We start from the raw sequence: 14,348 nt of genomic DNA on the forward strand, positions 1-14,348 counted from the left end.
TCGCATGAATATCCTAGCCAACTACCCGCCGACCGAAGAACTGCAAGCGCTCGACGCAGCCTACCACCTGCATCCGTTCACCCATGCCAATGCGCTCGCCGCGAAAGGCCCGCGCGTCATCACGTCTGCCAAAGGCGTCTGGCTGAAAGATAGCGATGGCGAAGAAATCATTGATGGCATGGCGGGTCTGTGGTGCGTGAACATCGGCTATGGCCGGGACGAGCTGGCCGAAGCGGCCGCGCGCCAGATGAAAGAACTGCCCTACTATAACACCTTTTTCCAGACGACCCATGTACCGGCCCTGATGCTCGCCAAGAAACTGGCTGAACTTGCGCCGGATAACATGAACCAAGTGTTCTTTGCCAGCGGCGGCTCTGACGCCAATGATACCAACATCCGCCTTGTCCGCACCTATTGGGCTGAAAAGGGTCAACCCGAACGCGAAGTCATCATCTCGCGTTGGAACGCCTACCACGGCTCGACCATTGGTGGCGCGTCGTTGGGTGGGATGAAGGGCATGCATGGCCAAGGCAGCCTGCCCATTCCCGGTATCGCATTCATCGACCAGCCGAACTGGTGGGCCGAAGGGGGCGATATGACCCCTGAAGCATTCGGGTTGGAACGCGCGCGCCAGTTGGAAAACAAGATCAAAGAGATCGGCCCTGACAAGGTCGGCGCGTTCATCGCCGAGCCGATCCAAGGGGCTGGTGGTGTCATTGTTCCGCCAGACACCTACTGGCCTGAAATCCAGCGGATCGTTAAGAAATACGGTATCTTGCTGATTGCCGATGAGGTGATTTGCGGCTTTGGGCGCACTGGCAATTGGTTCGGCTCGCAAACCGTCGGCATTGAACCCGACATCATGACCATCGCCAAAGGGCTTAGCTCTGGCTACATCCCCATCGGCGGGTCTATCGTATCTGACGCAGTTGCGGCGATCCTGCGCGAGACCGAATTCAACCACGGGTATACCTACTCCGGCCACCCGGTCGCCTGTGCAGTCGCATTGGAAAACCTGCGCATTCTGGAAGAAGAAGGTATGGTCGACAACGTGCGCGATGTGACCGCGCCCTACCTGCGCGAGAAGTGGGAAGCATTGGCAGATCACCCGCTGGTGGGCGAGGCCAAGATCGTGGGCATGATGGCCTCTATCGCACTGACGCCAGACAAATCCACACGCGCCGTGTTCGCAGCCGAAGCGGGGACCGCAGGCTTCATCTGCCGCGACCGTTGCTTTGCCAATAACATCATCATGCGCAGCGTCGGCGACCGGATGATCATCTCGCCCCCGCTGTCGATCACCTGCGATGAGATCGACATTCTGATCGCAAGGGCGCGTAAATCACTGGATGAATGTTACGCGCAACTGAAGGCCGATGATCTGCTGAAAGTGGGCTAGATGGACCTGCTGACCGCCAACGACCGGCAGGGTGAATACCCAGCCTCCTACTATGCCGCGACGGCCGAGCATCTTACGCGTTTCCCCGCCGCTACGGGTGAATTCACCTGCGATGTCTGCGTCGTTGGTGCCGGTTTCACCGGCCTCTCAACCGCCTATCATCTGGCCCAACGTGGCTATGATGTCGTTGTGCTCGACGCCCAGCGCGTAGGCTTTGGCGCGTCAGGGCGCAATGGCGGGCAGGTCAGCATGGGCCAGCGGCGCGATCAGGATGAACTGGAAGCGATGGTCGGCGACACCCACGCCCGTGCGCTCTGGGATATCGGATGTCAGGCAGTCGATCTGGTGCGTGATCTATGCGCCAAAGACGAAGTACGCACGACCTTCCACCCCGGTATCCTGCACACAGTGCATCGCCAGCGCGATCACGTACACAACCATGCGTTTGCCGCGCATATGCAAACGAAATATGGCTACGACAAAATCAGCGTGCTGGAACCCGATGCCTGCCGCGAGATCGTCAATTCGCCTGCCTATCATGGCGGAACGCTGGATATGGGATCGGGGCATGTGAACCCGCTTGAACTGGTACTTGGGCTGGGGCGGCTGGCAGAGAAGGCAGGCGCGCGTATCTTCGAAGGGTCGAAAGTCATCGGTGTGGCCGAAGGCGACCCGGCCACGGTCACAACAGACCAAGCGACAATCAAGGCGCGTTTTGTCGTTCTGGGGTGCAACGGTTATCTGGGCCGTATGCACAAACACGTGGCCGCTCGTGTCATGCCGATCAACAATTTCATCGTCGCAACCGCGCCGATGTCGCCCAACGCGCAAGAAGATATCATTCGCCACAACTACGCCGTCGCCGATAGCAAGTTTGTGGTAAATTACTTTCGCTTCTCCGATGATCACCGGCTGCTGTTTGGCGGCGGGGAATCCTATGGCTATAAATTTCCCGCCGATATCACCAAGACCGTGCGCAAGCCGTTGACCCTGATTTTCCCACAACTCAAAGACGTCGTGATCGACCATGCCTGGGGCGGCACACTTGGCATCACAATGAACCGCATGCCGCATTACGAACGGATCGGCGGCAATATCCTGACAATGTCGGGGTTTTCCGGCTCCGGGGTCGCGCTGGGCACGCTATCCGGACAGATCGCGGCAGAAGCCATCGCCGGACAAGCCGAACGATTCGACATTATGGCGCAAGTGCCGACTGCCGCCTTCCCCGGTGGCCCGACTCTAAGATCACCCCTACTGGTTCTGGCCATGTTGTGGTATGGTCTACGTGACCGGCTATAGCGGTCATGGCTTGCTAACCATACTTTCAAACAAGCCTTGTACTTGCAGGTGCAGAGCGTTTGAATAAGCGAGGAATCGCCAAAGAGGCCAGAACACGGGCTTTTCCGCTGTGACATTGAGATTCTTTGATATCAAATTTCCATATTAAAGAACTGTTTGTTTGTTCAAAGGCTCATTTTTGGCCCTAATACGGTCGTAAATTCACCCAGATGCCAGTATTTAAGCATCTGATGGGGTGTGAAAGGTAATATCAATGAAGAACACGACGCAGTCGATGAGCCCACAGGAGGCAGCTCAGGCATTTTATGGGCAAGATGAAAAATCTTTCTCAGAGATGCTAAGCCAACTTACCGTCAATGATCCGCGTCTGGTGGCGATCTTTCAACGCACGCGACAGCGGTTCCTTGATAAACAAGACGGCTGACCCACTTTCGGCGCGGTGTTCAGCGCCACCGCGACAGTGCGGCTCACAACTGCTTCAAACCGTCCAAAATCAGTGAAAACAGCTTGACCTTTCGGCGCGCGACAGGTTGAACAGCCCCCAGACTTTTCCACGGAATATGGGCGGTTTTCAGATGGACGACCAGAACAAGAACCTCATCCTGGCGACGGTGCTTAGCTTTGCCGTTATCGTGGCGTGGACCACGCTGTTCCCGCCGGAGGATCTGCCAATTGATCCGGCGGTTGAAACGGCCCAAACGCTTGAGGATCCGACGCTACCATCGGCAGACCCGGCAGCCCCCGTCGCGACAACGCCAACCGAAGCGCCTGAACCTGCCGCCGAAGCCCCCCGCGTGGCGATTGAAACCGGCGAATTCAGCGGTTCCATCTCTTTGCAGGGTGGGCGGATTGATGATCTGGCACTCACCAACTATCGCGAAACGATTGACGAAGATGCAGCCGTCGTGCGCCTGCTTAAACCTGTGGGCGAACCGGGTGCCTATTTCGCGTCCTTCGGATGGTCCGCAACCGACGGGATTGAAGCCTCTGCCGTGCCCGGCCCCGATACGGTCTGGGCGCTGGAAAGCGGTGATACGCTGACCCCAAGCACCCCCGTCACCCTGTCTTGGGACAATGGCGCAGGCCAGATTTTCCGCACTGAAATTGCTGTCGATGACGCTTTCATGTTCACTTTTGCGCAAAGCGTTGAGAACGCCACCAGCACCCCGATCTCTGCCCGCCCCTATGGTTTGCTGCGCCGCCACGGTGAACCAGATGATCTGAAAAACTTCTTCATCCTGCATGAAGGCATGGTGCGGATGACCGATGGTGAGCTGGAAGAAACCGGCTATGACGACATCACTGAATACGCCATCGACCCCCGCGAACGCACGCAGGCCGAACGGCTGGATGTGACCGAGAGCGGCTGGATCGGCTATACTGACCATTATTGGATGACAACGCTGATCCCTGAGCAAGGCGTGCCTTTCCGTTCCACCTCTAAATATTTCGACAGCCGCGACCTTTATCAGGCCGAGGCCGTGATGCCGATTGAAACCATTGCCCCGGGGCAGACGACGACCGTGACAACACGTCTCTTTGCCGGCGCAAAGGAATGGGAAGCGATCCGTTCTTATGAAAACGAAGGCGGCGTTGGTGGCTTTCTTGATAGCATCGACTGGGGCTGGTTCTTTTTCTTGACCAAGCCAATCTTTGCGCTGCTGCACTACCTCAACATCATGATCGGCAACATGGGATGGTCAATCCTTGCCCTGACCGTGATCCTGAAAATCATCGTGCTGCCGCTGGCCTATAAATCCTACGTGTCGATGGCCAAAATGAAAGAGCTTCAGCCAGAGATGGAAAAGCTAAAGGAAAAGACCGGCGACGATAAGCAAGCCATGCAGCAAGGCATGATGAAGCTTTACAAGGATAATAACGTGAATCCGGCTGCTGGTTGTTTGCCAATCCTGCTACAAATTCCGATCTTCTTTTCGCTCTACAAGGTGATCTTCGTGACCATCGAGCTACGGCACGCGCCATGGATCGGCTGGATCAAAGATCTTTCAGCCCCTGATCCATCGTCATTGATCAACCTCTTCGGTCTGCTACCCTTTGCTGCGCCAGAACCCGGTTCGATCCTTGCGCTGATCATGATCGGTATCCTGCCTATCCTGCTTGGTGTTTCCATGTGGTTGCAACAAAAGCTGAACCCGGCCCCGACAGACCCCACGCAACAGATGATTTTTGCGTGGATGCCTTGGGTCTTTATGTTCATGCTGGGCTCTTTCGCATCCGGTCTGGTACTGTACTGGATCGCCAACAACATCATCACTTTCACCCAGCAGTATGCGATTATGCGCAGCCATGGGGCAAAGCCGGATGTGTTTGGCAACATCAAGGCCAGCCTGAAAAAGAAGGCCTCTACCGCCGACGCGGATAAGAAAGAGGACAAGTAGATGCCAAGTGTCGCCGCACTGTGGCGGCACCCCATCAAAAGCCACGGTCGCGAAGCGTTAGATGAGGTAACGCTTTTTGAAGGACAAACAATGCCTTGGGACAGGACGTGGGCAGTAACCCATGAGGCATCAAAGTTTGACGCATCCAACCCTACATGGGTGATGTGCCGGAACTTCATGATTGGCGTATCGACCCCCGCGCTGGCAGGGATTTGGGCCAGTTTCGACGAAGCAACCGGCACGATCACGCTGCGGCATGCAGACTTGGAAGAGATCAACTTTAACCCCGATGATCCCACCGACGCAGACCGTTTTATCGCATGGGTCCGCCCGCTTTGCCCACCTGACAAACGCCAACCCGTGGGATTGGCGAAAGCGCCGATGCGCGGCATGACAGACAGCAACTATCCGACCGTGTCCATCATGACGCAAGCCAGCCATAACGCCGTGGCGCAGAAACTGGGCCGACCGCTGGAAATCGAACGCTGGCGCGGCAACATCTGGTTGGACGGTGCAGGACCTTGGGAAGAGCTGGAATGGCTGGGAAAGGACGTGCAGATCGGCGGGGCCATGCTGCATATCGTTGAACCCATTGAGCGCTGCAAGCACACCATGGCCAACCCGCGCACAGGCAAACGCGATGCCGATACGCTTGCCGCCTTACGCGACGGTTGGAACCATCAGTATTTTGGCGTCTATGCCAAGGTGATCAAGGGCGGTAAGGTCGCCCTGAACGACACGGCAAAGGTGGTCTGACATGGAAATGCGCTTTCCCGAAGTGGACGAGCCTGACGCACATGCGCTTGAAAAAGGGCGGCTGCTGTTTGCCGGCGAAACCGATTTCGTCAAAGGCGTCGTGGCGATGGACGGCCTGCCGCCAGCGGATCGGGTCGAAGTGTGCTTTGCCGGGCGCTCCAACGTGGGCAAGTCGTCCCTGATCAATGCGCTGACCGGGCGCAAGGGCCTTGCCCGCGCATCAAACACGCCAGGGCGGACGCAAGAGATCAACTTTTTCACCGCAGGCGATATTTATGTGGTTGATCTGCCGGGCTATGGTTTTGCCAATGCGCCCGTCGCGGTCGTTGAAAAATGGCAGCGCCTGCTCAAGCAATACCTGCAAGGGCGGCAAACCCTGCGGCGGGTGTTCGTGCTGATCGATGCGCGCCATGGGGCCAAGGCGGTGGACGAAGAAATCATGTCGCTGCTCGACAGCGCAGCCGTCACCTTTCAGGTTGTCATGACCAAAGTGGACAAACTCAAAGGCGACGCGCTGCAGGCCTCGCTTGATAAGACCCGCGCGGCACTAGCCAAACACCCCGCCGCATTTCCCGAACTGATCCTGACATCATCGGAAAAGGGCGACGGCATCAAGACGCTCCGCGCCATCATCGCGGATATCGCATGAAGACAAGGACCCAAGACATGAACCGTGACTGGATCGCCACCGCCGGCACCCTTAGTCAGGCATTGCCCTATATGCAGCGCTATGCCGGTGCGACGGTCGTTATTAAACTTGGCGGGCACGCGATGGGCAGCGATGAGGCCATGCACGGATTTGCCCGTGACGTGGTGCTGATGCGGCAAGTCGGTTTGAACCCGGTGATCGTGCACGGCGGCGGGCCGATGATCAACGAAATGCTGGGCAAGCTGGATATCAAATCCGAGTTCGTGAACGGCAAACGGGTCACCGATCAGGCGACCATGGATGTGGTCGAAATGGTGCTATCGGGACAGGTGAACAACCGGCTGGTGCAGGCGATCTGCGCAGAAGGCGGCAAAGCCGTCGGCCTGTCCGGTAAAGATGCAAACCTGATGATCTGCAAGCAGACGCACAAGGATCTCGGCTTTGTCGGGACACCCTCAACAGTGGACCCCACGATCCTGCGCGACCTCCACGCCGCCCATGCAATCCCGGTGATTGCACCCTTGGGCATGGGTCGCGAAGGTGAGACGTTCAACATCAACGGCGACACTGCTGCTGGCGCCATTGCAGGCGCGCTCAAGGCCGACCGCCTGCTGCTGCTGACCGATGTTGAAGGCGTGAAAGACAAATCCGGCGAAGTCCTGACCGAGATTGACCCCAAGATCATTCCAGATCTGATCGCCGATGGCACCATCGCAGGCGGCATGATCCCAAAGACGGAAACAGCGCTTGCGGCGATGAACGACGGCGTGCGTGCGGTTGTGATCCTTGACGGGCGTGCGCCGAATGCCTGCCTGCTGGAACTGTTCACCGACCACGGTGCAGGCTCCCTCATCCGGCGGCCCCGCGTCTGAAATATTTGGCGATTCCCTGATTGATGCTATCGTCGTGTCATTTCAGACAGGAGCATTTTATGAAACCTTTTTGCATCGCCGCCGCCATCCTCGCAGCGACCCCAGTGGCAGCCTTGGATCGTTGCCTGATCGGACAATGGTCTGCAGATATTGATGACCTCGCCACCCTTCTTTCAAACAGCGGCATGCCCGGCACAGCAACGGCACTTGGCGGCTCGGCCACGCTTGAGGTGTATGACGATGGCCGCATGGCGACTGACATCAATGATCTGGCACTTGAAGTCGCCGTCGAAGGTATCCCGCCCACCCAAATGACCATGGCGGGCTTTAACGAAGGTACTATCGAAGCAGATGATGGGGCGTTCTTGATCGTCATCGACAGCTTCAGCATGGTCAGCGAAGCCATCGTGCTGGGCGAACGTATGACGATCCCTTTGGATGAGACAACTGCCCCCCTTGGCTCTGCCTTAGGTGATTATACCTGCAGCGCCGATGAGGTCCTGTTCGAGGCCGATAGTGGCGACGATGGGGTGGTCCGCATGCCACGGCGCTGGACACGGATCGCGGATGGATAAGATCGACCGCCTGCTGGCACCCGTGGGGCTGCGCACCTTGGGTGACTGCCCGGATGGGGATCACACGATTAGCTTGATCGGGCCGGATGAACCCATGTTCTGGAGCATCTTTCGCGGTAGCCCCGAATACCGCGATGGCGCACCTGACCCGCTCGACCGCTGGTCCGCGCGGGTGCTCACCGCCATTGCAGAAGACCTGAACGCAGAGGCGCTCTTCCCCTTTGGCGGCCCGCCTTATGCGCCCTTCTTCACATGGGCCAAACAGACGGGGCGGTTCTGGGCCTCACCCATCGATTTTCTTGTGCATGATGAGGCAGGGCTTTTCGTGTCCTTCCGTGGGGCGATCCGCTGGCGCACCCCACCTCGCCTTGGCACAGCCCAACAACCTTGCCTGACCTGTGCTCAACCCTGCGCCACAGCCTGTCCCGTGGGCGCATTCGACGACGGCTATGACGTGGCTGCCTGCAAATCCCATATCGCCTCAGACGCAGGCATTGACTGCCGCTCACGCGGTTGCCTGGCACGTCGTGCATGCCCTGTTGGCCAAGGCACCCGCCTGCCCGCCCAAGCCGCATTCCATATGGAGGCCTTCCTGTGACCCTGCGCCTGATCCTAATCCGCCATGCGAAATCCAGTTGGAGTGATCCTTTTGCAGATGACCATGCACGGGTGCTGAATACACGCGGACGCGCCTCGGCAGAGGCGATTGGGGGATGGATGGTGCAAGAAGGCTATCTGCCCGATACGGTGCTTTGCTCTGACGCGATACGGACACAAGAAACGGCGAAACTGATCCTGGCAGCGCTTGAGCCGAAACCGCATCTGAAACTCTCAGGACGCATTTACCATGCCGCCCCGGATACAATCATTGATATGGTGCAAAGGCAGGTGGACCAAACTGTCGCTGTCATCGGGCACAATCCTGGCATCGGGATGCTGGCGAACGCCCTGGTCAAAGCGGCGCCAACGCACCACAGGTTCAGCGATTACCCAACCTGCGCCACGACTGTAATCGATTTTGAGATCGAAAGATGGGTTGAGGTCAAACCGCGTACCGGACACTGCAAGGCTTTTGTTGTACCGCGCGATCTGATTGGGACAGCGAGCCACGATATTGAGTAAGCTTCAGGTTGATATGACGTTAATTCGCGTCATCCATCTGCAGTATCCGTTGGCGATCACCCAAATCCAACCTGCGCGTATCGGCACTTGGGGCACAGTCAAATTGCACCGGTGTCCAGGCAAATGCCGTCTCACCGCGACAAAAACCTTGAAGAGAGAATAGTGCCGTCCAGCTGTCGTCCTCTTGCACGCGCGTATAATTGATGGAAATCAGTGCGGCCGCTAAGATACCAAAAACGCTGATGGCGATGTAGCTGGCTGCAGCAAAACCAATCCCGCCGCTGCGCTGTCTTCTGCGCTTGGCCTGCTGCTGCAGGTAGGCTTGCACCATCAGCGCTTCGACGTCCTCGTCTTCCTCAACCTGAGGTTCCTTTGCAAACAGACCCCGGACTTTGGCAAGCAAACCACGCTGCCCGACATCTTCATCTATATCAGGTGATGCCTCAACATCGTCGAGATCACTATCCTGATGCACATCAGCGAGGGTGAGGATTTCCTCCGTTTCTTGATTAAACTCGTCACGCCATGCCAGCTTTGGATGTGGTGCAATTGGGGCCGTAGACTGCGCGACAACCGCTTTCGCCGTCGCCGGTTCATCCTCTAAGACGTGTTTATTGGTCTCGGAAACAAGATTACCGTACTTCTCTGGCAAACGTCTGGGCGTCGTTGGCACAGGTGGTGCGGGGCTGTCCTGCACCTGCGCAATAATCGCCAGCCACTCTTCTGCGGTCTGAATGCGTTGTGCAGGCTGCAACCGCAAAGCCGTATCGATCGCAGCAAGGTACGTGTCATCATAATCTGGGTATCGGCCCGCCAGCGGGCGATATGGATCTGGCGCACCAGACTGCACCTCAACCTGACGGGTCTGGCTGCTGGGTGGAGCCTCTCCTGTGATCAGGTGATAGATCGTACCGCCCAGCGCATAAAAGTCGCTGGCAGGGCTATGCGCGGCGCCGGATGCATAGAACTCAAAAGGCGAATAGCCATCCTTAACAAACAGCAACGTCGTCTTTTGCCTAATCCTGTCGGCGGCGAATTCCCGCGCTGACCCAAAATCAATCAACGTGGGCTGACCCGCTTTATCAACCAGAATATTGTCTGGCGAAATATCCCTGTGCAACAGGTTCTGCCCATGCACAACACGCAACGCTTCAAGGATATTGATCGTCAGCGCATGTACCTGCGATGGGCCAAGTGTGCGCTCCGGGTCCTCAATAATATCAAGCAAATCAGGCCCTTCGATAAGATCGAGCACCATATAGGCGGTCCCGTTTTCTTCGAAGATTCCATGCACATGCAGGATATTGGGGTGGTTAAGCCGCGCAATACTGCGCGCTTCACGCACGAACATTTCAACACATTTACGAAAATGCGGGGTGTTTGTGGCCGAGCGAACAACGACATCAGCACCGGACCGAATACAAATCGCCTCTGGGAAACATTCCTTAATCACCACATCGCGTTGAAGGGTCATATCCCGCGCGAGATAGGTGATACCAAAGCCACCCTGCCCCAAAGGTTCGGTGATCGTGAAGGCCCCGTCAGACAGCACCGTACGCGCAGGCAACGCACCAACAATGGCTTCGTCGGGGCTCTCAATCCCCAGTATCCGCGTAGGTTCCAACACTCGTCTGCTGCCCGTCCCGTGGCTCACTCTCACACGTGAGTGATGTAATGCAGGCGGCACTTCAAAGAAATAGTGGCCCAGAAATAAGTTGTAATTTGGTTAAAAACCGCGGCAATTGCAGTCTAAATAGTCACAATTACCACGAAAATCGGCATATAATTATATTATAGCTGAGGGTGTCCGGCATGGTTCAGCGCGGCCCGTACAAAAAAGCCCCGGCTTTCACCGGGGCTTTCTGATCATCTTTTGATCTGCTTCAGTGACCCAAAATCTGGCTCAGGAACAACTGCGTCCGGTCGGACTTGGGGTTGTTAAAGAACTCTTCGGGTTCGTTCTGTTCCACGATCTGACCTTGGTCCATAAAGATCACGCGGTTGGCAACCTGACGGGCAAAGCCCATCTCGTGGGTCACGCAAAGCATGGTCATACCTTCCTCGGCGAGTGAGATCATCGTGTCCAGCACCTCTTTGATCATCTCAGGGTCAAGCGCCGATGTCGGTTCGTCAAACAGCATGATGCGTGGCTTCATGCAAAGCGAACGGGCAATCGCCACGCGCTGTTGCTGACCACCGGACAACTGACCGGGGTACTTGTCGGCCTGCTCGGGGATCTTCACCTTCTCAAGAAAGTGCATTGCGGTTTCTTCGGCTTCCTTCTTTGGTGTCTTGCGCACCCAGATCGGGGCCAGTGTGCAATTCTCAAGGATCGTCAGATGCGGGAAAAGGTTGAAGTGCTGAAAGCACATGCCAACCTCTGACCGGATCTTGTCGATATTCTTGAGGTCCGAAGACAGCACGGTGCCATCCACCTCGATCTTGCCTTGTTGATGCTCTTCCAGTGCGTTGATGCAGCGGATCAGCGTCGACTTACCAGACCCCGAAGGCCCACAGATCACGATCCGTTCGCCTTGGTAAACTGTCAGATCAATGTCGCGCAGCACATGGAATGATCCATACCACTTGTTCATTCCATCAATTGTGATGGCAACCTTGTCAGAGACTTTCATTTGCGTTGCTTCGGCCATAGTCCGGGCCTCCCTTAGCGATGGTCGGTTGCGAGCCTGCGCTCCAACCATTGTGAGTATTGAGAAATGCCGTAGCAGGTGACAAAGAACAGCAACGCCGCAAAGCCAAGCAGTTCCCAGTAGACGCCGTTCCAGTCCGTAGAGGACAGGATTGGGCCACGGATCATCCCGACGATATCAAACATCGAAATCACCGACACCAGCGTGGTATCCTTGAACAGCCCCACGGCGATATTCACGATCCCGGGGATCGAGATTTTAAGCGCTTGCGGCAAGATAATCAGGCGCATGGCTTGTGCATAATCAAGCCCAAGGCTGTCTGCTGCCTCATATTGCCCTTTGGGCAAAGCGGCCAGACCGCCCCGGATCACTTCGGCGATGTAAGCGGCCGAAAACATCGTGATCATGATCACAACGCGCAGGAACAAATCCACAGAACTTTCCGGCGGAAAGAAATAAGCGAGCATCACCGAGGCTACGAACAACAAGGTAATCAACGGCACGCCGCGGATAAACTCGATGAAGACCACGCAGATCCATTTGATCAGCGGCATAGATGACTGACGCCCCAACGCAAGGACGATCCCGATGGGTATCGACAATGATACACAGGTCACACCCAGCATCATGTTCAGCATAAAGCCACCCATGTCACGGCTTGCGACAGGTCTGAGCATGGCGTTTTGGTTGGCCCCGTCAGGGATAAGAAAACCCCCGATGTACCACACGATCATCGCGGCAATCACGCCACCAAAGAAACCAGCGGCAAAGCTGCCCGCGACAAAGCGTTGGTAAACAAGATAACCCGCCACAAACCCTGCGAATGCCAGGATCGGTATCAGCACCGTGCCACCCCACAACAGCCAATAGGTGATGAATGGGTAGAACAGGGTGATGATCAGCATCTTGCGCGGCAAATCAAAGAACATGACCGGAGCTGCCGCAAAGAACAGCAGCACGAAAGCAAGGCTCGGACGCCAGTATTCAGATGCCGGATAGGACAATCCGAAAACCAACTGAGGCCAGCGCTCTGTCAGGACGGCAAAGCAGGCCCCTGACGTCCCGTCCAAAATCTCGCGACACTCCGCAAGGGTCTGAGCGTTCCAGACACCGTTAAATATCCATGGTAAGACACCCGCCAAAATGCTGTAGATCACATAGGCCGACACAAGCGTCAGGATTGCATTCGGGATCGAGGCAAACAGGTTTTCCCGCATCCACTTGATCGCCCCCGTCTCTGCTGCTGGCGGCGGCATCTGCGGGATTGTCTCGGTGCGCACGAAGGCGACGGTGTTTGATGTATCGCTCATATCAACGCTCCTTCAGCTTCACAGAGTTGTTGTAGACGTTCATCACACCCGAAATGGTCAGCGAAATCGTCAGATAGAACAGCATCAGCAAGAGCACGCATTCAATCGCACGGCCCGTCTGATTCAGTGTGATACCACCCAGCGTCGCCGTCACATCGGCATAGCCCACGGCGATCGCCAGTGAAGAGTTCTTGGTGATGTTCAGATATTGCGAAATCAGTGGTGGGATGATGACACGCAGCGCCTGTGGCAGCACCACCAGCGACATGATCCGACCGGACCGCAATCCCAACGCACCCGCAGCCTCGGACTGACCTTTCGATACAGCCTGAATACCGGCGCGCACGTTCTCTGCGATAAAGGCGCCGGTATAGATCGACAAGGCAAACCAAAGCGCGATCAGCGGTGCACCCAACTGCAACCCACCAGAGAAGTTGAAGCCACCCAAAACCGGGTGGTCCAGACTGATCGGCTGCCCCATGATAAAGTGCATCAGGATGGTCGGGACAAAGAAAAGCCCGATGCTTGGCCAGAATGTCGGCAGCAAGCGCCCAGTGGCATAAAGGGTTTTGGTTGCATACCGCCTGTACGCGAAGATACCTACGATTGACGCAAGAAAGGTCAGCACAACAACAAGCGATCCCGGCCCCCAGATCGGCGCGGGCACATAAATACCGCGGTTCGTGAAAGCGAAAGCATTCAAAAGCATCGTCGCTTCAGGTTCATCTCCACGGAAAGCGCGAGGTGCAGGCATCACCGCCGTCATGATGGTAAAGATGATGATGATCCAGATCAGTACCGGAATATTGCGGAAAATCTCGACGTAGACGCCCATCAACTTGCTGACCAGCCAGTTGTTCGACAAGCGCAGAACACCCGCAGCCACACCAAAGATGGTGGCCATCACACAAGCAAGGAAAGCGATAAGAAGCGTGTTGAGGATACCGACAAGTGCTGCCTGCGCATGTGTTGACCGGCTGGTGTATTCAACAAGCGTCTGGTTGATGTCATAACCCGCAGGATTGCCCAAGAAGTTGTAGCTGATATTCAGGCCGGCCTGCCGTAGGTTCTGGATCAGGTTGTTTCCCAGATACCAAATAGACAGCGCCAGAATGAGTGCTGCAATCGCCTGAAAAGTGAGCGAACGATAGCGCGTATCGTTGATCAGCATCGACAGACGGAATGACCCCTGTGGTGGGTCTGTAATCGACGACATAAGATTTTCCCCGTTGTTACGACGCGGTGTTGAGTGACCGCTTTGCGCGGTTCGTTTGCGTCGGTTTTCTGATCGTTTTTAGTGAAAGGGCGCGGTC

The 14,348-nt window shown here is 56.3% G+C and carries 14 protein-coding genes; 10 read left to right on the forward strand and 4 right to left on the reverse strand.

Annotated elements, in window-relative coordinates:
- The first annotated feature begins 4 nt into the window (after positions 1 to 4).
- From BC777_RS09920 to BC777_RS09960, 10 genes are all read left to right on the forward strand, one after another.
- Entirely contained in the window at positions 5 to 1,399 is a 1,395-nt protein-coding gene (locus tag BC777_RS09920) for an aspartate aminotransferase family protein (protein ID WP_100367886.1), read from the forward strand.
- Positions 1,400 to 2,701, forward strand: a complete 1,302-nt coding sequence (locus BC777_RS09925) for an NAD(P)/FAD-dependent oxidoreductase (RefSeq protein WP_100367887.1) — start codon at positions 1,400 to 1,402, stop codon at positions 2,699 to 2,701. It begins immediately after the preceding gene.
- A gap of 253 nt (positions 2,702 to 2,954) precedes the next feature.
- A complete protein-coding gene (locus tag BC777_RS19365) occupies positions 2,955 to 3,125 on the forward strand; it encodes a hypothetical protein (protein WP_168769121.1) in 171 nt (56 codons plus the stop codon).
- A gap of 151 nt (positions 3,126 to 3,276) precedes the next feature.
- Complete coding sequence (yidC, locus tag BC777_RS09930; RefSeq protein ID WP_100368098.1) at positions 3,277 to 5,100, forward strand: membrane protein insertase YidC; 1,824 nt, start codon at positions 3,277 to 3,279, stop codon at positions 5,098 to 5,100.
- Complete coding sequence (locus BC777_RS09935; protein WP_100367888.1) at positions 5,101 to 5,856, forward strand: MOSC domain-containing protein; 756 nt, start codon at positions 5,101 to 5,103, stop codon at positions 5,854 to 5,856.
- Position 5,857: 1 nt separating this feature from the next.
- Positions 5,858 to 6,505: a ribosome biogenesis GTP-binding protein YihA/YsxC gene (yihA, locus tag BC777_RS09940; protein ID WP_100367889.1), complete on the forward strand. Its 648-nt coding sequence runs from the start codon at positions 5,858 to 5,860 to the stop codon at positions 6,503 to 6,505.
- A gap of 17 nt (positions 6,506 to 6,522) precedes the next feature.
- The gene (argB, locus tag BC777_RS09945; protein ID WP_375342417.1) at positions 6,523 to 7,377 is read left to right on the forward strand and encodes an acetylglutamate kinase; all 855 of its coding nucleotides are present in this window, start codon (positions 6,523 to 6,525) and stop codon (positions 7,375 to 7,377) included.
- Between the two features lie 59 nt (positions 7,378 to 7,436).
- Entirely contained in the window at positions 7,437 to 7,952 is a 516-nt protein-coding gene (locus BC777_RS09950; RefSeq protein ID WP_100367891.1) for a hypothetical protein, read from the forward strand.
- Positions 7,945 to 8,550: a ferredoxin gene (locus tag BC777_RS09955; protein ID WP_100367892.1), complete on the forward strand. Its 606-nt coding sequence runs from the start codon at positions 7,945 to 7,947 to the stop codon at positions 8,548 to 8,550. The genes BC777_RS09950 and BC777_RS09955 overlap by 8 nt, the downstream gene beginning before the upstream one ends.
- A complete protein-coding gene (locus BC777_RS09960; protein ID WP_100367893.1) occupies positions 8,547 to 9,074 on the forward strand; it encodes a SixA phosphatase family protein in 528 nt (175 codons plus the stop codon). The genes BC777_RS09955 and BC777_RS09960 overlap by 4 nt, the downstream gene beginning before the upstream one ends.
- A 19-nt stretch (positions 9,075 to 9,093) precedes the next feature.
- Here the strand turns inward: BC777_RS09960 and BC777_RS09965 are convergent, their stop codons facing one another.
- The 4 genes from BC777_RS09965 to BC777_RS09980 all read right to left on the reverse strand — a co-directional run bounded on the left by BC777_RS09965 (position 9,094) and on the right by BC777_RS09980 (position 14,251).
- Entirely contained in the window at positions 9,094 to 10,698 is a 1,605-nt protein-coding gene (locus tag BC777_RS09965; protein WP_168769122.1) for a serine/threonine protein kinase, read from the reverse strand.
- Between the two features lie 259 nt (positions 10,699 to 10,957).
- The gene (locus BC777_RS09970) at positions 10,958 to 11,725 is read right to left on the reverse strand and encodes an amino acid ABC transporter ATP-binding protein (RefSeq protein ID WP_100367895.1); all 768 of its coding nucleotides are present in this window, start codon (positions 11,723 to 11,725) and stop codon (positions 10,958 to 10,960) included.
- Between the two features lie 14 nt (positions 11,726 to 11,739).
- Entirely contained in the window at positions 11,740 to 13,035 is a 1,296-nt protein-coding gene (locus tag BC777_RS09975; RefSeq protein WP_100367896.1) for an amino acid ABC transporter permease, read from the reverse strand.
- Position 13,036: 1 nt separating this feature from the next.
- Positions 13,037 to 14,251: an amino acid ABC transporter permease gene (locus BC777_RS09980; RefSeq protein WP_100367897.1), complete on the reverse strand. Its 1,215-nt coding sequence runs from the start codon at positions 14,249 to 14,251 to the stop codon at positions 13,037 to 13,039.
- Positions 14,252 to 14,348 lie beyond the last annotated feature (97 nt).

Origin of the sequence: Yoonia maricola (assembly GCF_002797915.1) — a bacterium.
Classification (GTDB): Bacteria; Pseudomonadota; Alphaproteobacteria; order Rhodobacterales; family Rhodobacteraceae; genus Yoonia; species Yoonia maricola.

Excerpts from the sequence above, each read along its gene's own strand:
- BC777_RS09950 (WP_100367891.1), top strand. The coding sequence starts at position 7,437 with ATGAAACCTTTTTGCATCGCCGCCGCCATCCTCGCAGCGACCCCAGTG.
- BC777_RS09970 (WP_100367895.1), bottom strand. The coding sequence starts at position 11,725 with ATGGCCGAAGCAACGCAAATGAAAGTCTCTGACAAGGTTGCCATCACA.
- argB (WP_375342417.1), top strand. The coding sequence starts at position 6,523 with ATGAACCGTGACTGGATCGCCACCGCCGGCACCCTTAGTCAGGCATTG.
- BC777_RS09935 (WP_100367888.1), top strand. The coding sequence starts at position 5,101 with ATGCCAAGTGTCGCCGCACTGTGGCGGCACCCCATCAAAAGCCACGGT.
- BC777_RS09975 (WP_100367896.1), bottom strand. The coding sequence starts at position 13,035 with ATGAGCGATACATCAAACACCGTCGCCTTCGTGCGCACCGAGACAATC.
- BC777_RS19365 (WP_168769121.1), top strand. The coding sequence starts at position 2,955 with ATGAAGAACACGACGCAGTCGATGAGCCCACAGGAGGCAGCTCAGGCA.
- BC777_RS09955 (WP_100367892.1), top strand. The coding sequence starts at position 7,945 with ATGGATAAGATCGACCGCCTGCTGGCACCCGTGGGGCTGCGCACCTTG.
- BC777_RS09920 (WP_100367886.1), top strand. The coding sequence starts at position 5 with ATGAATATCCTAGCCAACTACCCGCCGACCGAAGAACTGCAAGCGCTC.
- yidC (WP_100368098.1), top strand. The coding sequence starts at position 3,277 with ATGGACGACCAGAACAAGAACCTCATCCTGGCGACGGTGCTTAGCTTT.
- BC777_RS09925 (WP_100367887.1), top strand. The coding sequence starts at position 1,400 with ATGGACCTGCTGACCGCCAACGACCGGCAGGGTGAATACCCAGCCTCC.
- yihA (WP_100367889.1), top strand. The coding sequence starts at position 5,858 with ATGGAAATGCGCTTTCCCGAAGTGGACGAGCCTGACGCACATGCGCTT.
- BC777_RS09980 (WP_100367897.1), bottom strand. The coding sequence starts at position 14,251 with ATGTCGTCGATTACAGACCCACCACAGGGGTCATTCCGTCTGTCGATG.